Source organism: Nocardia sp. NPDC004722 (assembly GCF_053601505.1).
On sequence record NZ_JBSGBY010000057.1, the window covers coordinates 1 to 22,255 of the forward strand.

At 67.9% G+C, this 22,255-nt stretch carries 21 protein-coding genes and 2 pseudogenes; 11 read left to right on the top strand and 12 right to left on the bottom strand.

What is annotated here, in order from left to right; genetic code table 11:
• The 7 genes and pseudogenes from ACWELQ_RS09060 to ACWELQ_RS09090 all read right to left on the bottom strand — a co-directional run.
• Nucleotides 1–292 (bottom strand): annotated as a pseudogene (locus ACWELQ_RS09060) (hypothetical protein); the annotation flags it as partial.
• A 99-nt stretch (nucleotides 293–391) separates the two neighbouring features.
• Nucleotides 392–2,242 carry a multicopper oxidase family protein gene (locus ACWELQ_RS09065; RefSeq protein WP_452396490.1) on the bottom strand — a complete coding sequence of 617 codons (1,851 nt, stop codon included), beginning with the start codon at nucleotides 2,240–2,242 and terminating at the stop codon, nucleotides 392–394.
• 130 nt (nucleotides 2,243–2,372) lie between these two features.
• On the bottom strand, nucleotides 2,373–3,524 hold the full coding sequence (locus ACWELQ_RS09070; RefSeq protein WP_452396509.1) for an acetyl-CoA C-acetyltransferase: 1,152 nt from the start codon (nucleotides 3,522–3,524) through the stop codon (nucleotides 2,373–2,375).
• Between the two features lie 101 nt (nucleotides 3,525–3,625).
• Nucleotides 3,626–4,231 carry a TetR/AcrR family transcriptional regulator gene (locus ACWELQ_RS09075; RefSeq protein ID WP_452396491.1) on the bottom strand — a complete coding sequence of 202 codons (606 nt, stop codon included), beginning with the start codon at nucleotides 4,229–4,231 and terminating at the stop codon, nucleotides 3,626–3,628.
• A 70-nt stretch (nucleotides 4,232–4,301) separates the two neighbouring features.
• The gene (locus tag ACWELQ_RS09080; RefSeq protein ID WP_452396492.1) at nucleotides 4,302–5,006 is read right to left on the bottom strand and encodes a hypothetical protein; all 705 of its coding nucleotides are present in this window, start codon (nucleotides 5,004–5,006) and stop codon (nucleotides 4,302–4,304) included.
• 257 nt (nucleotides 5,007–5,263) lie between these two features.
• The gene (locus ACWELQ_RS09085) at nucleotides 5,264–6,058 is read right to left on the bottom strand and encodes an SDR family oxidoreductase (protein WP_452396493.1); all 795 of its coding nucleotides are present in this window, start codon (nucleotides 6,056–6,058) and stop codon (nucleotides 5,264–5,266) included.
• Nucleotides 6,055–7,275, bottom strand: coding sequence for an acyl-CoA dehydrogenase family protein (locus ACWELQ_RS09090; RefSeq protein WP_452396510.1), 1,221 nt, complete (start codon nucleotides 7,273–7,275; stop codon nucleotides 6,055–6,057). Before ACWELQ_RS09090 ends, ACWELQ_RS09085 begins: the two co-directional genes overlap by 4 nt.
• A gap of 71 nt (nucleotides 7,276–7,346) precedes the next feature.
• Here ACWELQ_RS09090 and ACWELQ_RS09095 point away from each other — a divergent pair, with 71 nt between their 5' ends.
• The 8 genes from ACWELQ_RS09095 to ACWELQ_RS09130 all read left to right on the top strand — a co-directional run bounded on the left by ACWELQ_RS09095 (nucleotide 7,347) and on the right by ACWELQ_RS09130 (nucleotide 15,504).
• On the top strand, nucleotides 7,347–8,894 hold the full coding sequence (locus ACWELQ_RS09095) for a FadD3 family acyl-CoA ligase (RefSeq protein WP_452396494.1): 1,548 nt from the start codon (nucleotides 7,347–7,349) through the stop codon (nucleotides 8,892–8,894).
• Complete coding sequence (locus tag ACWELQ_RS09100; RefSeq protein WP_452396495.1) at nucleotides 8,891–9,793, top strand: enoyl-CoA hydratase; 903 nt, start codon at nucleotides 8,891–8,893, stop codon at nucleotides 9,791–9,793. The genes ACWELQ_RS09095 and ACWELQ_RS09100 overlap by 4 nt, the downstream gene beginning before the upstream one ends.
• Nucleotides 9,794–10,924 (top strand): acyl-CoA dehydrogenase family protein, encoded by a 1,131-nt coding sequence (locus tag ACWELQ_RS09105; protein WP_452396496.1) that lies wholly within the window; start codon nucleotides 9,794–9,796, stop codon nucleotides 10,922–10,924.
• Between the two features lie 19 nt (nucleotides 10,925–10,943).
• Complete coding sequence (locus ACWELQ_RS09110; RefSeq protein ID WP_452396497.1) at nucleotides 10,944–11,987, top strand: acyl-CoA dehydrogenase family protein; 1,044 nt, start codon at nucleotides 10,944–10,946, stop codon at nucleotides 11,985–11,987.
• A 28-nt stretch (nucleotides 11,988–12,015) separates the two neighbouring features.
• Nucleotides 12,016–13,059 (top strand): acyl-CoA dehydrogenase family protein, encoded by a 1,044-nt coding sequence (locus ACWELQ_RS09115; RefSeq protein WP_452396498.1) that lies wholly within the window; start codon nucleotides 12,016–12,018, stop codon nucleotides 13,057–13,059.
• Nucleotides 13,060–13,202: 143 nt separating this feature from the next.
• Nucleotides 13,203–13,652 carry a MarR family winged helix-turn-helix transcriptional regulator gene (locus ACWELQ_RS09120; RefSeq protein ID WP_452396499.1) on the top strand — a complete coding sequence of 150 codons (450 nt, stop codon included), beginning with the start codon at nucleotides 13,203–13,205 and terminating at the stop codon, nucleotides 13,650–13,652.
• A gap of 14 nt (nucleotides 13,653–13,666) precedes the next feature.
• Entirely contained in the window at nucleotides 13,667–14,920 is a 1,254-nt protein-coding gene (locus ACWELQ_RS09125) for an MFS transporter (protein WP_452396500.1), read from the top strand.
• A gap of 92 nt (nucleotides 14,921–15,012) precedes the next feature.
• Nucleotides 15,013–15,504 (top strand): YbjQ family protein, encoded by a 492-nt coding sequence (locus ACWELQ_RS09130; RefSeq protein ID WP_452396501.1) that lies wholly within the window; start codon nucleotides 15,013–15,015, stop codon nucleotides 15,502–15,504.
• Nucleotide 15,505: 1 nt separating this feature from the next.
• Here ACWELQ_RS09130 and ACWELQ_RS09135 read toward each other — a convergent pair whose 3' ends face one another.
• Nucleotides 15,506–16,927 carry an amino acid permease gene (locus ACWELQ_RS09135; protein ID WP_452396502.1) on the bottom strand — a complete coding sequence of 474 codons (1,422 nt, stop codon included), beginning with the start codon at nucleotides 16,925–16,927 and terminating at the stop codon, nucleotides 15,506–15,508.
• Between the two features lie 164 nt (nucleotides 16,928–17,091).
• On the opposite strand from ACWELQ_RS09135, the gene ACWELQ_RS09140 reads away from it, so the two are divergent.
• Nucleotides 17,092–17,844, top strand: a complete 753-nt coding sequence (locus ACWELQ_RS09140) for a DUF427 domain-containing protein (protein WP_452396503.1) — start codon at nucleotides 17,092–17,094, stop codon at nucleotides 17,842–17,844.
• Nucleotides 17,845–17,858: 14 nt separating this feature from the next.
• Here ACWELQ_RS09140 and ACWELQ_RS09145 read toward each other — a convergent pair whose 3' ends face one another.
• Nucleotides 17,859–18,593: an SIR2 family NAD-dependent protein deacylase gene (locus ACWELQ_RS09145; protein WP_452396504.1), complete on the bottom strand. Its 735-nt coding sequence runs from the start codon at nucleotides 18,591–18,593 to the stop codon at nucleotides 17,859–17,861.
• Between the two features lie 36 nt (nucleotides 18,594–18,629).
• Entirely contained in the window at nucleotides 18,630–19,541 is a 912-nt protein-coding gene (locus ACWELQ_RS09150; protein WP_452396505.1) for an AraC family transcriptional regulator, read from the bottom strand.
• A 95-nt stretch (nucleotides 19,542–19,636) separates the two neighbouring features.
• On the opposite strand from ACWELQ_RS09150, the gene ACWELQ_RS09155 reads away from it, so the two are divergent.
• On the top strand, nucleotides 19,637–20,695 hold the full coding sequence (locus tag ACWELQ_RS09155) for a saccharopine dehydrogenase NADP-binding domain-containing protein (RefSeq protein ID WP_452396506.1): 1,059 nt from the start codon (nucleotides 19,637–19,639) through the stop codon (nucleotides 20,693–20,695).
• A 33-nt stretch (nucleotides 20,696–20,728) separates the two neighbouring features.
• Nucleotides 20,729–21,157 carry a cupin domain-containing protein gene (locus ACWELQ_RS09160; RefSeq protein ID WP_452396507.1) on the top strand — a complete coding sequence of 143 codons (429 nt, stop codon included), beginning with the start codon at nucleotides 20,729–20,731 and terminating at the stop codon, nucleotides 21,155–21,157.
• Nucleotides 21,158–21,178: 21 nt separating this feature from the next.
• On the opposite strand, the gene ACWELQ_RS09165 is transcribed toward ACWELQ_RS09160, so the two are convergent.
• Together ACWELQ_RS09165 and ACWELQ_RS09170 are read right to left on the bottom strand one after the other, a co-directional pair.
• Nucleotides 21,179–21,508, bottom strand: a complete 330-nt coding sequence (locus ACWELQ_RS09165; RefSeq protein WP_452396508.1) for a hypothetical protein — start codon at nucleotides 21,506–21,508, stop codon at nucleotides 21,179–21,181.
• Nucleotides 21,508–22,255 (bottom strand): annotated as a pseudogene (locus ACWELQ_RS09170) (3-ketosteroid-9-alpha-hydroxylase); the annotation flags it as partial. The gene ACWELQ_RS09165 and the pseudogene ACWELQ_RS09170, both read right to left, overlap by 1 nt.

Genomic DNA, 22,255 nt, shown 5'->3' on the forward strand with positions numbered 1-22,255 from the left:
GACTACACAACCAGCAGTACTGGGAGATCCGCAACCTGGAGATCACCAACACCGGCGACGAGGAAGACAACCGCCGCGGCCCCGTGGCCACGCCCGACATCATGATGGCGAGATTGGGGTCCAGACCCATCAGCACGGGCGCGACGAAGCTCGCCCCGAACATGGCGACGACGTGCTGGGCGCCGAGGCCGAAGGTGCGCGGCCAGGACAGCCGCTCATCCGGTCGCACCACCGCCCCGGGCGCGGGCGTGCGCCCGTCCCCGTGCACCGTCCAGCGGACACCCAACACCATCAACCGCCCGCTTTCTCCCGAAGGTCCGAAACCAGCTCGCGCACATCCTAATGCGAGCAAACCTCCAGCTCTCGGCAGCGCCCGGGCGCGGACACGGATCTACGGCTGAATGCGGATCTGCTGCATCATGTCGTGATCGGCGTGATCGAGATTGTGGCAGTGCCAGACGTAGCCGCGAATCTTCGGCATCGCCCCCATCTCGCCCGGTATGTCCTCCCCCATCGATGCCATGCCCTCCCCCGTGGGCGACATGGCCTCGGCGCCCGGCGGCACCGGGATCACCGCGTCCGGGTCGAAGCCGAGCTCCTCGACCGACGGCCATTTCACGAACACCCGGGTGATGGTGTCGGTCGGGCACTCCACGGTGTCCTTCCAGCCGGTCTCCCACGGCGGCGGCCCCTGCTCGGGACCGATGGCGAAACCGTCGGCCGAGGGCGCCCAGCGGGTGCCGAACTTGGGCGGATAGTTGGCGAAGAAATAGGCCGAGGTGAGAATCGGCTGGCGGGCGATGACCCGTAATCGGGCCAGATGCAAGTGGATTGGATGATCGAACGGGGTGGTGTTGACGATGTCCCACTGCTCGACGGTGCCCGCGCGCGCCAGGTCGATGTCGGAGCTGAGAAAGGCGAGATTGTTCAGCGACATCATGGTCGGGAACACGGCCGCGGCCCGGGAATCGTCATTGAGGCCCAGCAAGGTCATGGTGCGCTTGGCATTCGGGCGATAGACGGGTTCGAGGGCGTCCGGTCGGCCCGGCCCACCGCGCAGGGTGAACGGGATGTCGTAGGCCGGTCCGGCCCCCGCGCCGATGAAGCGCATGATGGGCCGCAGCTCCGGCACCATGAAGACGGTATTACCCAGGTCGTTCTTGGCGGTGTTGATCAGATCGACGGTCTCGCCGTCGCCGATGCCGCTGAAATCGACCAGCAGATCGACTCTTTCGCCCGGACTCACCCGGATCGACGGTGTCGGCACCGGCCCGTTCAACAGCCCGAGATCGCCCCCGACGACGAAGAACAGCATCCCGTTGGTGAACTCGAAAATATAAGGGCGCGAATTGGATCCGTTGAGCAGCCGGAAACGGTAGACGGTGCGCCGCACCCGCAGATACGGCCACACCACCCCGTTCACGCAACACACGTCACCCAGCTGCCCGGATTGGTTGTAGCCCTGCGGAATATAGGTCGCGACCATCGGCTGCAGGCTGCCGTCGGCATTGAAGGTGCGATCCTGCACGATGAGCGGGATCTCGAACTCGCCGCTGGGCAGACCGAGCGGGTTGTCGTCGCGGCCGGTGTCGAATTCGTCTCGCACGTAATACATTCCGGCCAGCCCCGCCTGGATGTTGAGCCGCGTGATGCCCATGGCGTGGTCGTGGTACCAGAGGGTGGCGGCCTCCTGCCGGTTGACGTATTCGAAGCTGGGCCGCCCGCCGTTGCGCCAGCCGATGAGCGGATGCCCGTCCGACGGCGGCGCATTGGTGCCGCCGTGCAGGTGCACGGTCATCCGAGGATCGGTGCGATCGAGTTCGGTGACACCGTGCATGGTGAGATCCACGTGCGGGGCCAGCACGTGGGTGCCGAGTTCGTTGCGGAAACCGATGCGCGCCACCTGATCCCGCCACGCTTCCAGGTTCGGCCCGAGCACCGGCTGCCCGTACCCCCAGCTGCGGGTCTCCGGCAGATCCCGGTGATAGCGATGGGTTCCGGAGATCGCCGCCAATTCGCCTGCCACCGGCCGGGTTTCGATGATGGGCAGTTCGTCGACGAACGGCTCCAAAGGCGGGGAATGATAGTTGAGCGGCGTGACCGTCGGCGCGGGTAGCGGCGGAATCGGCACAGGCGGGGGTGGCAGTGGTACCGGGTCGGCGGCCGCCGCTGCCATATAGCCCATGCCCGCGAGTCCGAGAGCTCCCAGGAGGAAGCCCCGGCGCGGCAGGTTCTCGTCCATCCAGTTCCCACCCCGGAACTATTCCGCTGTCAACTGGTCTATCGTTCGACGATAGCGGACATTACCGAGCCGCGAATGCGAAAGCCGCGCACCGGAATCCGATGCGCGGCCGGTCGAACCGAGTGACGGTCTAGCTCAGGCGCTCGATGATGGTGACATTGGCGGTGCCGCCGCCCTCGCAGATGGTCAGCAGGCCGTAGCGGCCGTTGACCCGCTCCAGCTCGTTGAGCAGGGTGGCGAACAGCTTGGCCCCGGTCGCGCCCAGCGGGTGGCCGAGCGCGATGGCGCCACCGTTGACGTTGACCTTGTCCGGGTTGGCCCCGGTCTCCTTGATCCAGGCCAGCACCACGGACGCGAACGCCTCGTTGATCTCGATGACGTCCATGTCGTCGATGGTCAGCCCGGTCTTCTCCAGCGCCCACTTGGTGGCCGGGATCGGCGCGGTGAGCATGTAGATCGGGTCCGCGCCGCGGGCGCTCACGTGGTGGATGCGGGCGCGCGGGGTGAGCCCGTACTCCTGCACCGCCCAGTCCGAGGCGAGCAGGGTGGCACTGGAACCGTCGGAGATCTGGCTGGCCAGCGCGGCGGTGATGCGGCTGCCCTCGGCGAGCGGCTGCAGCCCGGCCATCTTCTCCAGGGTGGTCTCGCGCGGGGTCTCGTCGATCCAGAAGTCGCCGACCGGCACGATCTCGCGATCGAACTTGCCGTCCACGATGGACTTGCGGGCGCGCTCGTTGCTGCGCAGCGCCCACTCCTCCATGTCGCGGCGGGAGATGTCCCACTTCTCGGCGATCATGGTGGCCGAATTGAACTGCGACACTTCGCCGGTGCCGTAGCGGTGGTCCCAGCCCTGCGCGCCGACGAACGGCGAGTCGAAGCCGTAGGCCTGCCCGGCCAGCATGGCCGCCGAGATCGGGATGGCCGACATGTTCTGCACGCCGCCTGCCACGATCACCTCGGCGGTGCCGGACATGATGGCCTGCGCGCCGAAGTGGATGGCCTGCTGCGAGGAGCCGCACTGCCGGTCCACGGTCACGCCCGGCACCGACTCCGGGTAGCCCGCGGCCAGCCACGCCGTGCGCGCGATGTTTCCGGCCTGCGGGCCGATGGTGTCGCAGCAGCCGAACACCACATCGTCGACCGCGGCCGGGGCGAGGTTGGTGCGCTCGATGAGGCCCTTGATCGCCGCGGCGCCGAGATCGGCCGGATGCACGGCGGCCAGCGAACCGCCCCGCTTGCCGACCGGGGTACGCACGGCGTCGATCACATACGCCTCACGCATCGGCGAATACTGGCGGCGGGACGGTGCTGACATGGGAACTCCTACTGCGTTGTGCTGTTGGGGTTTCAGGGGCGAAAGCCCCTGAGAGTCCCTAGAGTTGGCTAAGCGTGCTGAGGATTGATGAGACCGTCGAGGACGATGGTCAGGTACTGCTTGGCGAGGTTGTCCACGGTGATCCGGCCGCCGGGCTGGTACCAGCGCACCGACACCCACACGGTGTCGCGCAGGAACCGGTAGGCCAGTTCGATATCCATCTCCGGGCGGAAGCTGCCGTCGGCGACGCCATTGGTCAGCACCTGGTACCAGAGCTCGCGGAACTCCTTGTTGTATTCGGCGATGTAGTCGAATCGCGGTGTGCCGCTGAGCCGTTTGGCCTCGGCCTGGTAGATGGCCACGGCCGCGTGGAACTGGTCGAACGATTCGTAGGACGCGACCACCAGCGCTTCGAGGGTGTCGCGCGCGGGCAGGCCCGCGGCCACGGTCTCGCGGTAGCGGCCGAAGAGGTCGTCGAGGAACCCGCGCAGGATTTCGTCCACCATGGCTTCTTTGGAATCGAAGTGGTGGTACAGACTCCCGGATAGAATCCCCGCCGCGTCGGCAATGTCACGAACCGTGGTGGCGCGCAGCCCCCGTTCCGCGAATAGGTTCGCGGCCAGGCCGAGCAGCTCGTTGCGACGTGCTGATTTGGAGGGGTCAGGTTGGGTCACTCCGCCAATATACAACCAAGCATTTGCTTGGTCCACCTGCCGTCCGCTCAGCGCGCCGGATCGTACGAGTTCAGCGCACCGAGTAGCGCAGGGGTGACGAGACCGACAGGTCGGCGAGTAGTCGATCGCAGATGATCACGGGTGAGATTCCGGCCCGGGCCATGCGGGCGACCAAGGCCAGGCGGCGTTCGGGGCTGTCCCATTCGACGGTCATCGGTTCCTGGCCGGGTCCGGCGTCGACCGTGGCCATGACGCGGCCCGGCACGCCGTCGTGGGCGGGTTCCTCGATGAGCTTGAGGACCATCCCCCGCTGCCACGCCTTATATGTCTCCATATCGGCCCCTACCACCAATTTGTCTGTGGCAGCACATAATCCCTGTGCGATGCCGTCGGCGAAGGCCAGGTGGTCGTAGCGCAGGCGGCGGCAATTGCGCACCACCTCCAAAAGATCGGCACGCACCTCGCACAGCAGCGCGGTTCGTTTACGGCGGCGCTCATCCGCCTCGGAATCGGTGTATCCGCTCGCCCGCGACAGGCCGAGGCGGCGCGCCCGATCGCGATCGCGAATCATGTCCCGCCGCAATGCGGCGCGCGGATCGCGTGTCACATCGGATTCGTCCACGGCGTGTTGTTCGAGGATCTGCGCGGCGCGCATGGCGGTGGCCCGCTCGGAGTCGTGGTCGAGCAATTCCGCACCCAAAGTCAGCGCGGCCAGAACGACATTGTCGAGCCTTCGGCGCGCCAGAACCACCTCGCGCACCAGCTCGAGTTCCATTTCCTCGGTGGCTCGAGCTGGGGCTTCCTGTTGTCTGTGCTCCGGACCCATGGGTCGTGCCCTTCGACTAGCGGTACCGGCCTAAACCAGGATTGCACAAGGACACCATCTAAGCGCCAGCCATTTTGCGCCCCCAATAAAAAAGAGACTGCCGCGCCCCCTCGGGGACGCGGCAGTCAGAAAAGCTGCGACCATACGACACAGCATTCTGCGCCGACCGAACGCACTAATTCGGTTGCGCGGAGGCGTAATCCGAATTACGCGCGCTGACTGGAAATGGAAACCACTTCACCTGTCAGGTAGGTGGTGTAGTCGCTGGCGAGCATGGCGATGGTGGCGGCCACCTCCCACGGCTCGGCGGCACGGCCGAACGCCTCACCGGCGGCCAGGCGATCCAGCAGATCGGCCGAGGTGACCTTGTCCAGGAAGGCATGCCGGGCGATGGACGGGGCGACCGCGTTGATGCGCACCCCGAACTCCGCGGCCTCGACCGCGCTGCACCGGGTCAGCGCCATCACGCCCGCCTTGGCGGCGGCGTAGTGGGCCTGCCCGTGCTGGGCGCGCCAGCCGAGCACCGAGGCATTGTTGACGATGACGCCGCCGTGGCCGGCCTCGCGGAAGTACCCGAGCGCCGCCCGGGTCGCGCGGAAGGTGCCGTTCAGGGTGATGTCGAGGACCTTGTCCCACTGCTCGTCGGTCATGTCGACCACCGGCACCTCGCCGCCGAGACCGGCATTGTTGACCATCACGTCGATGCGGCCGAACGCGGCCACGGCACCGGCGATGAGGGCGTTGACCTGCTCGGTGGAGCTGACATCGCAGGGCACGGAAGCGACTCGGCGGTCCGGGAATTCGGCCTTCAGGGCCTCCTCGGTCTCCTTCAGACGACGCTCGTGCCAGTCGGAGATCACCACGTCCGCGCCCTCGGACAGCAGGCGGCGCGCGGTGGCCGAGCCGATGCCGGTGCCCGCGGCGGCGGTCACGACCGCGATCTTGCCCGCGAGCAGGTTGTGGCCCGGGGTGATTTCGGGGGCGGTGGACAGATCACTCACGGTCGAGCCTCTCGGGGAAGTCCGAGCACGCGCTCGGAGATGATATTGCGCTGCACTTCGTTCGAACCGCCGTAGATGGTGTCCGCACGGGTGAAGAGGAACATGCGCTGCCAGGCGTTGAGATCGTCGCCCGGGCCGTCGGCGATGAGGCCGGGCGCGCCGAGCACGTCCATGGCCAATTCACCCAGTCCGCGATGCCAATTGGCCCACAGCAGCTTGGTCACCGACGCCTGCCCGGCGGCGGTGCGGGCGTCGACGGACGCGCCGTCGTGGCCGGATTCCAGGGTGCGCAGCACGTGCGCGCGCAGCACCCGCAGACCGACCCAGGCCCTGTCGAAACGGTCCGCGAGAACCGGGTTCTCGATCGCGCCGTTCGCGCGGGCGACGGCCTCCAGATCGGTGAGTTCCCGCGCGTAGCGGATCTGCTGGCCGACCGTGGAGATGCCGCGCTCGAAGGTGAGCGTGCCCATGGCGACCTTCCAGCCGTCACCGGGCTGCCCGACCACCAGATCGGCGGCCGTGCGGGCATTCTCGAAGAACACCTCGTTGAATTCGGCGGTGCCGGTGAGCTGAACGATGGGCCGCACTTCCACACCCGGCTGCTTCATGGGCACCAGCAGGTAGGACAGGCCGTGGTGGCGGCTCGAGCCCTTCTCGGTGCGGGCGACCACGAAGCACCAGTCCGACAGATGCGCGAGCGAGGTCCAGACCTTCTGCCCGTTGATCACCCACTCGTCGCCGTCCAGATGGGCGGAGGTGGTGACGGCGGCCAGGTCCGAACCCGCGCCCGGCTCCGAATAGCCCTGGCACCACAGTTCGGTGACATTGCGGATGCCCGGCAGGAAGCGCTTCTTCTGCTCCTCGGTGCCGAAGGCGATGACCGTGGGGCCGAGCAGCTCCTCACCGAGGTGCGAAACCCGGCTCGGCGCATCGGCCTTGGCGTATTCCTCGTGGAAGATGACCTGCTGCCGCAGCGTGGCGTCGCGGCCGCCCCACTCCTTGGGCCAGCCCAGGCAGGTCAGACCGGCGGCCGCGAGGGCGCGGTCCCACTCCAGGCGCTCTTCGAAGGCTTCGTGCTCGCGCCCGGGACCACCCAGCCCGCGCAGCTCGCGGAACTGGCCGTTCAGGTTCTCGGCCAGCCATTCCCGCACCTCGGTGCGGAATTCGGCATCTTCGCGGGGCTCGATCCCGCTGGCCGGTTCGGGGGTCTGGATCATGCTCACGTCGGTAGAGTAACCTACCAAGCACTTGCTTTGTTAGACCCATTCCCGGACAGCGAGGACGCCCCGTGACATCTCCTCCGCAGACCACACCGCTCGCTCTGCACGAGGCCGCGACCCTTTACGGTGACGCGCCCGCCGTCGGCGACGGTGCCGTGCGACTGAGCTGGTCGCAACTGCTGGATTCGGTGCGTGAGACCGCGCGTGCGCTGATGGCGCGTGGCATCCAGCGCGGCGACCGCATCGGCATCTGGGCGCCCAACACCCACCACTGGGTCACCGCCGTGCTGGCCAGCCACTACGTGGGCGCGGCCATCGTGCCGCTGAACACCCGGTACGTGGCGGCCGAGGCCGTCGACGTGCTGGAGCGGGTCGACGCCAAGGCGCTGTTCGTCGCGGGCACCTTCCTGGGGCGCGACCGGCTGGGCGAATTGCGCGCCGCCGCACCCGAACTGGGCATCCACACCACCATCGTGATCCCGGTCGAGGGCGAGGAGCCGGTCGAGAACGCGCTCACCTGGTCGGAATTGGGCAAGGCGGCCGAGGCGGTGAGCCTCGAGGACGTCGTCGCCCGCGCGGAATCGGTGTCCCCGGATGATCTTTCGGACATCCTGTTCACCTCCGGCACCACCGGCCGCAGCAAGGGGGTGCTGATCGCACATCAGCAGGTGCTGGCCAGCGCCCGCGCCTGGTCGGACTGCGCGACCCTGAACCAGGCCGACACCTACCTGATCGTGCCGCCGTTCTTCCACAGCTTCGGCTACAAGGCGGGCATTCTCGCCTGCCTGGTCACCGGCGCGACGATCATTCCGCAGGCCGTCTTCGACGTGCCGACGACCATGCGGCTCATCCCCGATGAGCGCGTCACCGTGCTGACCGGTCCGCCGACCATCCATCAGACCATCCTCGACCACCCCGACCGCGCCGCGGCGGATCTGTCGAGCCTGCGCGTCGCGGTCACCGGCGCGGCCACCGTGCCGGTCGTGCTCATCGAAAGACTGCGCAGCGAACTGGATTTCGAGGTCGTGCTGACCGCCTACGGGCAGACCGAGTCCGGCGGCTTCGGCACCATGTGCCGTCCCGAGGATTCCAGCGAGACCATCGCCAACACCTGCGGGCGCGTCATCGACGGCTTCGAGATGAAGCTGGCCGACAACGGCGAACTGCTGCTGCGCAGCTCGCAGGTGATGCGCGGTTACCTGGACGATCCGCAGGCCACGGCCGCGACCATCGATCCGGACGGCTGGCTGCACACCGGCGATGTCGCGGTCATCGACGAGCGCGGGTACATGAAGGTCACCGACCGCCTCAAGGACATGTACATCTCCGGCGGCTTCAACGTGTACCCGGCCGAGATCGAGCAGGCCATGGCCCGCATGGAAGGCGTCGCCGAGACCGCGGTCATCGGAGTGCCCGACGAGCGCATGGGCGAGGTCGGCAAGGTCTACGTGGTGCGCCGCAGCGGCGCGGAACTGACCACCGACGACGTGGTGGCCTACGCCAAGACCAAGCTCGCCAACTTCAAGGTGCCCCGGTACGTGGAGTTCCGCGACGAACTGCCCTACAACGCCGCCGGGAAGGTGCTCAAGCGGCAACTACGTGAGGAGAAGGCGTGAGCCAGGAGCTGGGACCTGTCCCCGACGAGGGCGAGGTCGTCCTCTACGAGAAGCGGGGACCGATCGCGGTCGTCACGCTCAACCGGCCGGATTACCGCAATGCGCAGAACTCGGTCATGACCTACGCGCTCGACGCCGCCTTCGTGCGGGCCGTCGAGGACCCGGAGGTCAAGGTCATCGTCCTGGGCGGTGCCGGAAAGCATTTCAGCGCGGGCCACGATATCGGCACGCCGGGGCGCGACCATCACATCAAGTACGAGAACAAGGCCGCGCTGTGGTGGGACCACACCGACCGGCTCGGCGGCGATCAGCGCTTCGCCCGCGAGTCCGAGGTGTACCTGGGCATGTGCCGGCGCTGGCGGGAGATCCCCAAGCCGACCATCGCCATGGTGCAGGGCGCGTGCATCGCCGGTGCGCTCATGCTGGCCTGGTCCTGCGACATGATCGTGGCGTCGGAGGACGCGTTCTTCTCCGATCCGGTTGTCCGGATGGGCATTCCGGGTGTCGAGTACTTCGCGCACCCGTGGGTGCTGGGTCCGCGCCGCGCCAAGGAGATCCTGTTCACCGGTGAGCGCTTCACCGCCGCACAGGCTTACGAGTGGGGCATGCTCAATCGCGTTGTGGCGCGCGAGGATCTGGAGACGCAGACCTTCGCGCTGGCCGAGAAGATCGCGGAGATGCCGCAGTTCGGGTTGGCCCTGACCAAGAAGGCCGTCAACCAGTGCGAGGACCTGATGGGCATGCGGGCGGGCATGGACTCCGTGTTCGGGCTGCACCATTTCGCGCACGCCCACAATGCCGAGGTCGGCACCGACTCGCTGGGCGGGATGAACGCCAAGTCCATGAAGGCCGCCGCCACCGGCGCGGCCGCAGCTACGAACAACGACGGGGCGAAGTAAGTGGATCTCGAATTCGACGCGAAGACCGAGGAATTCCGCCGCGAGGTGCGGGAGTTCCTGGCGGCCAACGTGCCCGCCACCCCCCTGCCGTCCATGGACACCAAGGAAGGGTTCGAGGCGCACCGGGCGTGGGAGGGCAAACTCGCCGAAGCCCGGCTGTCGTGTGTCGCCTGGCCCGCCGAATACGGTGGCCGCGACGCCTCGCTGACCGAATGGGTCATCTTCGAGGAGGAGTACTACGCCGCGGGCGCGCCCGGACGCGTCTCGCAGAACGGCATCTTCCTGCTCGCGCCGACCCTGTTCGAGCACGGCTCCCCCGAGCAGCTGGCCCGCATCCTGCCGAGAATGGCGCGCGCGGACGACATCTGGGCGCAGGCGTGGTCCGAGCCGGAGGCCGGTTCCGACCTGGCGGGCATTCGCTCCACCGCCAAGCGCACCGAGGGCGGCTGGCTGCTCAACGGTCAGAAGACCTGGAGTTCGCGGGCCTCGTTCGCGGACTGGGGTTTCGGCCTGTTCCGCAGCGATCCGGAGGCCGAGCGCCACCGCGGCCTCACCTACCTGATGTTCCCGCTCACCGCGGAAGGCATTACGGTGCGGCCGATTCCGCAGCTGGACGGCGAGCCAGGCTTCGCGGAGATCTTCCTCGACAATGTGTTCGTGCCGGACGCCGACGTGATCGGCGAGGCCAACAACGGCTGGAAGGTCGCCATGGCGACCTCGAGCAACGAGCGCGGCCTGTCGCTGCGCGCGCCGGGCCGGTTCACCGCCACCGCCGCCAAGCTGATCGAGCTGTGGCGTTCGGCCGCCGAGGAATCCGACACCGCCGCCGCCGACCGCGTGGTCGACGCGTGGGTGGGCGCGGAGGCGTACCGGCTCAATACCTGGGCCACCGTGACCCGCCTGGCCGACGGCGGCCAGCTGGGCGCGGAATCCTCGGTGAACAAGGTGTTCTGGTCGGATCTGGACATCGCCATGCACGAGACCGCCCTGGATCTGCACGGCGCGGCCGCGGAGCAGGAGTCGGCCTGGACCGACGGTTACCTGTTCTCGCTGGCGGGCCCGATCTACGCCGGTACCAACGAGATTCAGCGCAATATCATCGCCGAACGCCTGCTCGGCCTGCCGCGATAGCCACAGGGAGGACGACGACATGCGATTCGCATTGACCGCAGAACAGAACGATTTCGCCGCCAGCCTGCGCAAGATGAGCGAGGCCGCCAAGACGCCGGGCGTCGTGCGGGCCTGGGGCACCGGCGATTCCGCCGCCGGACGCGCGCTGATCGGCCAGCTGGCCGAGGCGGGCGCGCTGGGACTGACCGTGTCCGAGGACAACGGCGGCTTCGGCGCGGGCCCGGTCGAGATGATCGTGGCCTTCACCGAGATCGGCCGGGCCGCCGTGCCCGGGCCGTTGGTGGAGACCGCCGCCGCGATTCCCGCACTGCTGCAAGCGCTTCCGGATGCGGCGCTGGCCGCCTCGACATTGCCGGAGCTGGCCGAGGGCGCGAAGCTGGGCACCCTCGCGGTGACCGGTTCGGCCGGGGCCAACGCGGGCCGGGCCGCGAGTGCGGCCACCGCACTGGACGCCGATATCGCCGACCTGGTGCTACTCGCCGAGGGTGACCGGATCTCGCTCGCCACCGTCGGTGACCTGGTCACCTCCGTGGACGCGGCCCGCCGCCTGTTCACCGTGACCGCCGGTGAGACGCTCGCCGAGGGCGAAGGCGTCTCCGCCGCCATCGATCTGGCCTTCGACACCGCCGCGCTCGCCGCCGCCGCGCAGCTGCTCGGCGCGGGCCGCGCCCTGGTGGACACCAGCGTCGAGTACGTCAAGCAGCGCCAGCAGTTCGGCACCCCGATCGGCCGCAACCAGGCCATCAAGCATCACCTCGCGAACGCCCACCTCGGCCTGGAAATGGCACTGCCCCTGCTCTACCGGGCCGCGCTCACCCTGGAGTCGAACGCGGACAGCGAGACTCGCGGCCGCGACATCTCCGCCGCCAAGCTGGCCTGCGGCGAGGCCGCCTACCAGGCCGCCCGCATCGCCCTGCAGGTGCACGGCGCGATCGGCTACACCGCCGAATGCGATCTGTCGCTGTGGCTGACCAAGGTCACCGCGCTGCGCTCGGCCTGGGGCACCCCCGCCCAGCACCGCGCCCGCATCGCCACCGCCCTGCGCGCCGGAAACGTCGCGTGAGCACCATTTACACGTTGGGAGCCAACGCATGAGCCGCACTGCCGAACAGCAGGAACTCGTCACCACCGTGCGAGCGGTGCTGAGCAAGCACGGGGACAGCGCCGCCGTGCGGCGCGGGCTGGAGAGCGAGCGCGGGTACGACGAGCAGCTGTGGTCGCTGCTGTGCGAACAGGTCGGCGTCGCGGCCCTCGCCATTCCGGAGGAATTCGGCGGCGTCGGGGTCGGGCTGGTCGAATCACTGCTGGTGGTCGAGGAACTCGGGCGCACGCTGTCCGCACCGCCCATGCTCGGCTCGGCCGTGCTGGGGGTGCAGGCGCTGCTGCTGGCCGGGAACGCCGAGGCCAATGAGCGGCTGCTGCCCGAGGTCGCCGAGGGCGCGCGGACGCTGGCCCTGTGCTGGGCCGGACCGCGCGGCTGGGATTCCTTCGGAGTCACGCCCACGGGTGAAAGCCTGTCCGGCTCGGCGCATTACGTGCTCGACGGGGTGTTCGCGGACACTCTGCTGGTGGTGACCGAGGCGGGCCTGTTCGAGGTGGACGCCGACGCCACGGGCGTCACCCGGGCCGCGGTCGTCACGCAGGACCCGACCCGCAAGCTGGCGCGGATCGACTTCGATGGTGTGGCGGCGCGTCCGCTCGGCACCCTCGATGTCACTCGCCTGCGCGAAATCGCCTGGGCGGCAGTGGTTGCCGAGCAGCTCGGCGCGGCGGAGCAATGCCTCGACATGACGGTCGAGTACTCCAAGTCCCGGGTGCAGTTCGGTCGCCCGATCGGCAGCTTCCAGGCGCTCAAGCACCGCATGGCCGATATGTACGTGCTGGTCGAGTCGACCCGCTCCATCGCCTATCTCGCCATCGCGGGTCTGGCCGAGGGCGCGATCGACCCGATCGACATCCAGGCCGCCCGCCTGCACGCTATCGACACCTTCAACTCGGTGGTGTCGGAGACCGTCCAGATGCACGGCGGCATCGCCATCACCTGGGAGCACGACGCGCACCTGTTCTTCAAGCGCGCGCATGCCGACGCCCAGCTCTTCGGCACTCCCGCTCGCCCGCTGGCCCGCCCCGCCTGATCGGGGCACACCGACCCTCTCGGGGACAGAACGGCCCGCACGCCCATCGCGTGCGGGCCGTTCGCCGTCTGTGAGCCAACTCACCTCAGTAGATATCGTTAGCCTATGTAAATACATAGTTAGCTTATGCAACAATCGAAGGCGTGCAGCTGGAACAGGCAACCGAGCACTCCCCCACCGGGGAGCGACTGGCCGACATCATCGTCGCCGTGTCACAGCTCAACCGCCTGGCCGGAGTCATCGGTGGCGTAGATCTGCCGCACGCCGTCATGCGGGCCCTCGGGACCCTCGACGAGTACGGCGCGATGCGGATCAGCGACTTCGCACGCATCGACCGATGCTCCCAGCCTTCGGCAACGGCGCTGATCGCACGGCTGACCGAGGCCGGCCTGGCCTCGCGGACGAAAGACCCCGACGACTCCAGAGCCGTGGTCGTCGAACTCACGCCCGCGGGCCGGGCCCGGCTGGCCGCCGCCCGGGAAAACCTCGGAAACACCCTGGCCGCACGACTTCCCGACTTCGATCCCGCCGCCCTCACCCGCCTGAGCGCAGATCTGGACGACCTCATCGAGGCCCTCAAACATCACTCGTAGATGAGGACTCGCACGTGACCCTCTCGATCACCCGGCCCAGCGCCGTCTCGAACAGCACGAAATCCTCGGCTGGACAGCCCAAATCGGTGTGGGCGGTGGCGTTCGCCTCCGTCATCGCCTTCATGGGTATCGGCCTGGTCGACCCGATCCTGAAGCCGATCGGCGAGCAACTGCACGCCTCACCGTCGCAGGTGACGCTGCTGTTCACCAGCTACATGTTGGTCACGGGCGTGGCCATGCTGATCACCAGCGTCGTCTCCAGCCGCTTCGGGGCGAAGAAGACGCTGCTGGCGGGCTTGGCGATCATCGTCGTATTCGCCGCTCTCGCAGGCAGTTCCAGTACGGTCGGCCAGATCGTCGGCTTCCGCGCCGGATGGGGACTGGGCAATGCCCTGTTCATCGCCACCGCGCTGGCGACCATCGTGGGCGCGGCCACCGGCGGTGTCGCCCGGGCCATCATCCTCTACGAGGCGGCCCTGGGCATCGGCATCGCGTCGGGTCCGCTGGTCGGCGGCTTCCTCGGCCACTTCACGTGGCGCGCACCGTTCTTCGGGGTGTCGGTGCTGATGGCCATCGCCTTCATCGCCCTGGTGGTACTGCTGCCGGAGGCCCCGAAACCGGCGCACCCGACGTCCCTCACCGCACCCTTCAAGGCCCTCACCCACCCGGGCTTGCTGCTGGTCAGCGTGACCGCGCTGCTCTACAACTACGGGTTCTTCACCCTGCTGGCCTACACCCCGTTCCCGCTGAACATGGGCACCTATTCGATCGGGTTCATCTTCTTCGGCTGGGGTCTGCTGCTCGCCCTGTCCTCGGTGGTCTTCGCCCCGAAACTGCAGCGCCGCTTCGGAACCGTGCCCATGATGGCCCTCGCCCTGACCCTGTTCGCGATCGATCTCGGCGTCATGGCGATGTTCACCGAGCACAAGCCGGTCCTCATCGTCGGCACGGTCCTCGCGGGCCTGTTCCTCGGCGTCAACAACACTCTGATCACCGAGGCCGTCATGGAGGCCGCCCCCGTCGAGCGGTCGACCGCCTCCGCCGCCTACAGCTTCGTCCGCTTCGCCGGTGGAGCCGCGGCCCCGTACCTGGCGGGCAAGCTCGGCGAACACCAGGCGTCGCTTCCCTTCTGGGTGGGCGCGGCCTGCACCGCCGCGGCGGTCGGCGTGCTGGTCTCCGGCCGAAAGCTGCTGTCCCACATGGACGACCGCGCTCCCGCCAGCCATACCCCGGCGGAGGCCCGAGCCATCGCCCTCGGCGACGACTGATCCGGCACGCCGCCCACCGATTCGCCGACCGTTCGCGGACCGCACCCGTCGGGTGCGGTCCGCGTTCGATTCCACCCCGTACCATCCCGCTCATGAACCAACCCATGCCGCCACAAGGGCAATATCCCTATCCGCAGCAAGGCCAGTCGCAGCCCGGCTATCCGCAACAGGGCCAGCAGCCGTATCCCCCGCAGGGCCAAGCCCCTTACCCGCAGCAGGGGCAACCGCAACAGCAGGCGCAGGGACCGCAGTTCCCGATCCTGGTCTCCACCATGAACGATGTTCCCGGCTACCAGATCACCCAGGTCATCAGCGAAGTCGCGGGCCTCACCGTCCGCAGCCGCGGCCTCGGCGCGAACTTCGCCGCGGGTTTCCGTGCCCTCGGCGGCGGCGAGATCCACGAGTACACCCAGCTGCTCTACCAGTCGCGACACGAGGCCATCATGCGAATGTGCCAGCACGCGATGGCCTTCGGAGCCAATGCCGTCATCGCCATGCGCTTCGACTGCAACGAGATCGCGAACACCATGAGCGAAGTCGCCGCCTACGGCACCGCCGTCATCATCAAGCCTCTCGACAAGTAGCTCAGTGGCGTAGGACCTCGACCTCGCGGACCGGTTCCTTGCGGCCGAGTTTGGCTCGGAGGGGGTAGATGGCCATGACCACAAGCAGGCTGATGGTCGAGGCGATGAGTTGGTTGCGCTGGTCGGGGTTTCGGGCCATGGCCACGAATACGGCGAACAGGGCGAAGATGACGGCCCAACTGATGTACGGGTAGCCCCACATGCGGTAGGTGAGGGCGGAGGGGTCTTCGCGGCGGAGGCGGGCACGAAGTCGCAGCTGGGAGAACATGATTGCCACGTAGACGAACGCCAGGACCACGCCGATGGAATTCACCAGGAAGGTGAAGACCTTGTCGGGGGACACGTAGGAGGCGATGACCGCGGCCCAGGCGGCGACGGTGCCGAGCAGGACCGCCCGGGCGGGGACGCCGCGCCTGTTGAGTTTCACCAGGGAGGCGGGGGCGTCGCCGTCGCGGGTGAGGACGTAGAGCATGCGGGAGGAGACGTAGATGGCCGAGTTCAGCACCGAGAGGACCGCGGTCAGGATGACGACCTGCATGATGGTGCCCGCGGCGGGGATGCCGATGTGGTCCAGCGCGCTCACGAACGGGCTCTTCAGGACCTTGGCGTCGTTCCACGGCAGGATGGTCACCACCAGGAAGATCGAGGCCACGTAGAACAGGCCGACCCGCCACAGCACATTGTTGGTGGCGCGGGCCACGGTCGGGCCCGGCTCCTTGGATTCGGCGGCGGCCACGGTCACGATCTCGGTGCCGCCGAAGGCGAACATCACCACCACGATGGCGGAGAAGATGCCGCCGACCCCGTTCGGCGCGAATCCGCCGTGTCGGGTCAGGTTCGCGAAGCCCGCCTCCGCGCCGGGCCACAGCCCGAACACCCAGGCCAGTCCGATGACCAGGAACAGCACGATGGCCACGACTTTGATGGACGCGAACCAGAATTCGAACTCGCCGAAGGATTTGACCGACACCAGGTTGACGGTGGTCATGACGACGAGCAGTCCCGCCGAGAGCACCCACTGGGGCAGGTCGATCCAGCTGCCGAGGATGGCCGCGCCCGCGACCGCCTCGGCTCCGACCAGGATCACGTAGAGGTACCAGTACAGCCAGCCGACGGTGAATCCGGCGAACGGTCCCATGGCCATGCGCGCGTACTCGCCCATGGATCCGGCGACCGGGCGGGCCACCACCATCTCACCGAGCGCGCGCAGCACGCACAGCACGACGAGCCCGGCGGCGGCGTAGGACAGGATGGCGGCGGGCCCCGCGGTCTTGATGACCGAGCCGCTGCCGACGAACAGGCCCGCGCCGATCGCGCCGCCGATGGCGATCATGGTCATATGCCGTCGCCGGAGTCCGGTCCGCAGTCCCTGCTGCTCGCCGCCGCCCGTTTCCGTCAGCTGGGCACTGCCGGGTTCCGACATCTGACCGCCACCTTCTTGAATTGCTCCAGTGTTGCTAGAACACCATATCGAGCCTGGTCAGCCGGTGAAAATCGCCTCCGGGACCGCCCTCGGCCGGTATGCCGCGAATGTGCGAAACCCGCTCCTGGACAGCCGTTTACATCCCGGGGGTACCGTCGGGAGGTATGACCGAGACACAGCGTGGCCGGGTACGCGTCGAACCGAGCGCCAAGCGGGTGCGCGCCTACCTGGGCGGTCACCTGGCCGCCGACAGCATCCACCCGACGCTGGTGTGGGAATCCCCCCACTACCCCACCTACTACCTGCCGGTCGCCGATCTGGCCGTGAAGCTGGAACCCAACGGCAACACCCGCCACTCCCCGAGCCGCGGCGACGGCACCGAATTCGATGTGGTCGCCGACGGCGTCACCGCCGCCGGCGCGGCCGTCCGCCATCTCGACTCCCCGATCCCCGAACTGCGCGACCTGGTGAAGCTGGACTTCGCGGCCATGGACGAATGGTTCGAGGAGGACGAGCCGATCTACGTGCACCCGCGCGACCCCTACACCCGGGTCGACATCCTGGCCAGCTCCCGGCATGTTCGCGTGGAGCTGGACGGTCAGACCCTGGCCGATTCGCATTCCCCGCACATCCTGTTCGAGACCGGGCTGCCCGCGCGTTACTACCTGCCGCTCACCGATATCCGCATGGATCTGCTGCGGCCGTCGCAGACCCGGACCTCCTGCCCGTACAAGGGGCACGCCGAGTACTGGAATGTCCAGCTGGGTGAGACCAGCCACCCGGATCTGGTGTGGATCTACCGGACGCCGCTGCCGGAGAGCCAGAAGATCGCCGGGTTCGCCTCGTTCTACAACGAGAAGGTCGACATCTGGGTGGACGGCGAAATGCAGCCGCGGCCCAAGACGCCCTTCAGCTGAGGCTGCCGAAATCCTCAGTCCCCGAGGATCTCCGACACCAGCCGCGGCAGTGCCTCCCCGATGGGGTCGCGCACGATCTCGGCGGCGTACTCGTCGTACGGGGTCGGCTCGTTGTTCACGACGACCAGGTCGGCCCCCGCGTCCACGGCCACCGCGCACATGGAGGCGGCCGGCTCGACCTGGAGTGAACTGCCCACGGCCAGAAAGATTTCCGCGGTCTCGGCGATCTGCACGGCGGCTCGGATGGCGGTCGTGTCCAGCTGTTGCCCGAACATGATGACGGCCGCTTTCAGGATGCCGCCGCAGGCCGGGCACTGCGGATCCGGCTCGCCCGCCGCGACCCGTTCCAGGGTGGCGGCCATGGAATCGCCGAATTCGCAGTCGATGCAGACGACTTCGAACATATTGCCGTGGATCTCCACCACATCGGCGGAACCGGCCCGCTGATGCAGCCGGTCGATGTTCTGGGTGATGATCCCGACCTGCCGCGCCCCGGACAGCCGCACCAGCGCCTCGTGTGCCGGATTCGGCGTCGCCCGCCAGGCCGGATTGTCGCGCCGGGCCAGCCAGGCCCGCACCCGCAATTCCGGGTCGGCCACATAGTTCTGGTAGGTCGACAGCAGCTCCGCGATGGGATCCTTCGTCCAAGTCCCGCGCGGCCCACGGAAATCCGGAATTCCGGAGTCCGTCGAGATTCCCGCTCCCGTCAACACCCCGATCGGTCCCTTGCGTGCGCGCCAGTCCGTCACTCTGCCCACCCTATGCCGAATCCGGCGTCGGGGCGGTCACACCGCCAGGACGGCGGGCTGCTCGTCGGCGCGCCGGTAATGCCCGGGGGCGAGCCCGTATTCGCGCTTGAACGCCTTGGCGAAGGCGAATTCGCTCTGATAGCCGACCTTTCGGGCGACCCCCGCCAGCGGGGTGTCGGTCTCGCGCAGCAGGCGGGCAGCGGTGAGCATGCGCCACCGGGTCAGGTAGGACAGCGGCGGCTCGCCGACGGTGCCGAGAAAGCGGCGCGCCAGCGTGGCCCGGCTGACACCCGCGAGGGCACTCAGCTCGGCGACGGTCCAGGCCCGTTGCGGCTCGGTGTGAATGGCGCGCACGGCATCCGAGACCACGGGGTCACCGAAGACTCCCGCCCAACCGGTCGGTGTCTGCTGCTCGTCGAACCAGGCGCGCAGCATGAACAGCAGCAAGGTGTCCAGCAGCGCGGGGATGGCCGCGTCGGTCCCCGGCCGGGGTTCGGCGATCTCGGCCGCGAGCAGGTCTACCGCCGAGCGCAGGGCCGGATGGCGGCCGGGGCGCGCCGGAAGATGAATGAACTCCGGCAGCCCGTCCAGCAGCGGATGGCTGCGCTGCCTGCCGAGTTCATAAGCCCCACACACCAATACGGTGCGCACACCCGGGCCCGGGATCTCCCGCGGCTCGCCGGGCATCGCCACCTCGCTGATCGGCGTGCCGAGCGCATCGACGAGATCATGGTTCTCCCCGCGCGGCATCAACAGCACATCCCCGGCTCCGAGTGCGATCGGCTCACCGCCCGATGTCAGCACCCAGCACGAACCCTGCAGCACCACATGGAATCCCGCGCCGGGCACCTTCGGATAGCGGCGGCCCCAGGGCGCGTGGCGGGTGAACAGCCCGGAGGCCGGACTACCGGTACGGATGGCGGCGATGGTCTCGCTGAGAATGTCCACGCCTTCACCATACAGATCATTCGATGAGCGTTTTGGACATCTGAATGAGCAATCAGGCCATTCAAATGCTCATATCCAGCGCATAACTTCGAATTATGACGAACAGCGAAGCACAGCCGAAGCAGCCGGTCATCGCGGTCTACGGCGCGAACGGCCATACCGGCGGCTACATCCTCACCGACCTCCACCGGCGCGGCCTGACCCCGATCCTGGTGGGCCGCAATGCCGATCGACTGCGAGCCGCCGCCGACGCGGCCGGGCTTGCCGATGCCGAGAGCCGGATCGCCGCTACCGACGATCCCGCCGCCCTGACGGCGGCATTCACCGGCGCGAACGTAGTCATCAGCAGCCTGCCCGGCTACGTGGACATCGGCGAACAGATCCTGGCCGCCGCCATCGAGGCGGGCGCGCACTACATCGACATCTCGGGCGAGCAACTGTTCACCCGGCGCGCCTTCGACGAGTACGGTCCGCGCGCCGAGAAGGCCGGGGTGACGGTCCTTTCCGGCATCACCGACAGCAATGTCCCCGCCGACCTGCTCGCCGAGCTCACCGCCCGCCGCCTCGGCCCGGCGGAGTTCGTGATCAGCCACCACAGCCGCGCGGGCGGAGACGGTTCCCGTGGCAGCGCGAAAACCGTACTGGCCAGCCTGGATTGGTTCCGCTCCGGCGGCTGGCACTACGCCGACGGCGAATTCCGCACCACCCCGGTCGAACTCGCCCCCATCCCACACCCCGCCGCACCCGAGCTGACGGAAGTGGCCAAGTTCGCCTTCGCCGCGGTACTCACCATCCCCCGCCACACCGACGCCATCTCCGTCACCGGCGCGGTCGACAAGACCTTCCGCACCAACATCACCGGCCTGACCCCCGACCTGGTCGCCAGCCTCCCCGCCATCCCCGCCGCCGACGCCGACCTGCGCTACGACACGGTGGTCGACGCCCACACCCCGGACGGCCACAACCTGCGCGGAGTCCTTACCGGCCTCGACTCCTACCGCGACTCCGGCCTGATCGCGGTCGAGGCGGCAGTCCGTCTAGCCAACGGCACCGCCAAGCCGGGCGCGCTGGCCCCGGCCGAAGCCTTCGACGCCGAGGACTTCCTGAACTCCCTTGCACCCCACGGCATCACCTGGCAGATCACAGCGCCGTGAATCGGGCGCGACCCCGGGCATACAGTGGGGTTCATGAGCGCTTCTGAGCTGCCGCGTGACGATCGTCCGAAGCTGGCCGTGGAGTTGGATCTGGAGCCGCATCCCGAGGGTGGGTGGTTCCGTGAAACCTGGCGCAGCGGTGTGGAATTCGAGCCGGAAGGCTACAGCGGGCCGCGTTCGAGCGGGACGGCTATCTACTACCTGTTGCTGGCCGGTGAGAAGTCCGCGCCGCATACCGTGGCATCGGACGAGATCTGGTTCTGGCATCGGGGTGGGCCACTGCTGCTGAACATCGGGGGTGAGGAGATCGTCCTCGGGCCCGATGTCGAGCAGGGGCAGCGCCCCTCGGCGGTCGTGCCCGGTGGGGTCAGCCAGGCCGCCGAACCAGCGGGAGACCACTACAGCCTGGTGAGCTGCGTGGTCTCCCCCGGTTTCGATTTCGCCGACTTCAGGCTCGACTGAGCCGATTGCGGCAGTCGTGCCCTACTGGTCGATCTCGAGAATGCCCTCGGCCACCGCGTGGTCGATGGTCTTCTCGAGGTTCGGGCAGGAGTCGGGTTTGCCCATGATGGGCCCGTTCTGCGCCAGCTTCTGGAAGACCGGGCAGCGGTCGGCCGGATTCGACTGCCACTGCACGGTTTTCTGATTGCTGGAGTGCTTGCGCACGAGCACCTGAATGCCGCAGGACTGACACGCGATCGGCGTCATCCCGGCTTCCATGTAGTGCTCTTTGTCCAGGACCGTCTGGGCGCGCACCTGTTCACGCTGTTCCGGTCGGTCCGCGAAATCCGGTGCCTTCGCCCAGCTGGTCATCAGACTCCCGCCTCCTCCGACGAAGCCGCCTCGGCCACGGCCGCTTCGGCTTCCTTGGCCTCGCGCTTCTTCCGCAGATTCTCCTCGACCTCGGCGGTCCAGGATTCGACGGCCTTGCTGGTGTCGATCTCGAATTCGAAGCGCTGCACCGACTTCGGATCGATATCGGCGACGTCCACGTAGAACTGGTCGTACCAGCGACGCAGCTGGTAGACCGGGCCGTCCTCCTCGGTCAGCAGCGGGTTGTCGATCTTGGACTTGTGCTTCCAGATCTCGACGTCCTGCAGGAAGCCCTCGGACACGCCCTCGGTCATCTTGGCGGCGAACGCCTGGGCCTGCTCCTCGGGCAGTCCCTTCGGCTTCTCCAGCGCGACGCCCCACTGCAGCATGAAGGAGTTCTGCGTGACCGGGTAGTGGCAGTTGATCAGGACCGTACGGACCTGGAACCCGCTGTAGATATTGAGCAGCGGGTTGATCATGTACGACGGCCCGAAGTACGACGCCTCGGATTCCAGCGTCACATCGATACCGGCCTCGGCGGCCTGGCCGATGTCGGGGCGGCCCGTGGTCTTGAGGTACTGGGTCGCGACGTGGCCCTCGAGGACGTTCTTGAAGTACGTCGGGAAGGCGTAGTGGATATAGAAGAAGTGCGCCATATCCACGACGTTGTCGATGATCTCGCGGCAGTTGGCACCCTCGATCAGCAGCGAGTGCCAGGTCCACTCGGTCCAGCCGTCGTTCAGCGCC

Coding starts and splice junctions, on each gene's coding strand:
- ACWELQ_RS09065 (WP_452396490.1), bottom strand. CDS start 2,242: ATGGACGAGAACCTGCCGCGCCGGGGCTTCCTCCTGGGAGCTCTCGGA.
- ACWELQ_RS09115 (WP_452396498.1), top strand. CDS start 12,016: ATGAGCCGCACTGCCGAACAGCAGGAACTCGTCACCACCGTGCGAGCG.
- ACWELQ_RS09160 (WP_452396507.1), top strand. CDS start 20,729: ATGAGCGCTTCTGAGCTGCCGCGTGACGATCGTCCGAAGCTGGCCGTG.
- ACWELQ_RS09155 (WP_452396506.1), top strand. CDS start 19,637: ATGACGAACAGCGAAGCACAGCCGAAGCAGCCGGTCATCGCGGTCTAC.
- ACWELQ_RS09070 (WP_452396509.1), bottom strand. CDS start 3,524: ATGCGTGAGGCGTATGTGATCGACGCCGTGCGTACCCCGGTCGGCAAG.
- ACWELQ_RS09130 (WP_452396501.1), top strand. CDS start 15,013: ATGAACCAACCCATGCCGCCACAAGGGCAATATCCCTATCCGCAGCAA.
- ACWELQ_RS09080 (WP_452396492.1), bottom strand. CDS start 5,006: ATGGAACTCGAGCTGGTGCGCGAGGTGGTTCTGGCGCGCCGAAGGCTC.
- ACWELQ_RS09110 (WP_452396497.1), top strand. CDS start 10,944: ATGCGATTCGCATTGACCGCAGAACAGAACGATTTCGCCGCCAGCCTG.
- ACWELQ_RS09090 (WP_452396510.1), bottom strand. CDS start 7,275: ATGATCCAGACCCCCGAACCGGCCAGCGGGATCGAGCCCCGCGAAGAT.
- ACWELQ_RS09165 (WP_452396508.1), bottom strand. CDS start 21,508: ATGACCAGCTGGGCGAAGGCACCGGATTTCGCGGACCGACCGGAACAG.
- ACWELQ_RS09135 (WP_452396502.1), bottom strand. CDS start 16,927: ATGTCGGAACCCGGCAGTGCCCAGCTGACGGAAACGGGCGGCGGCGAG.
- ACWELQ_RS09140 (WP_452396503.1), top strand. CDS start 17,092: ATGACCGAGACACAGCGTGGCCGGGTACGCGTCGAACCGAGCGCCAAG.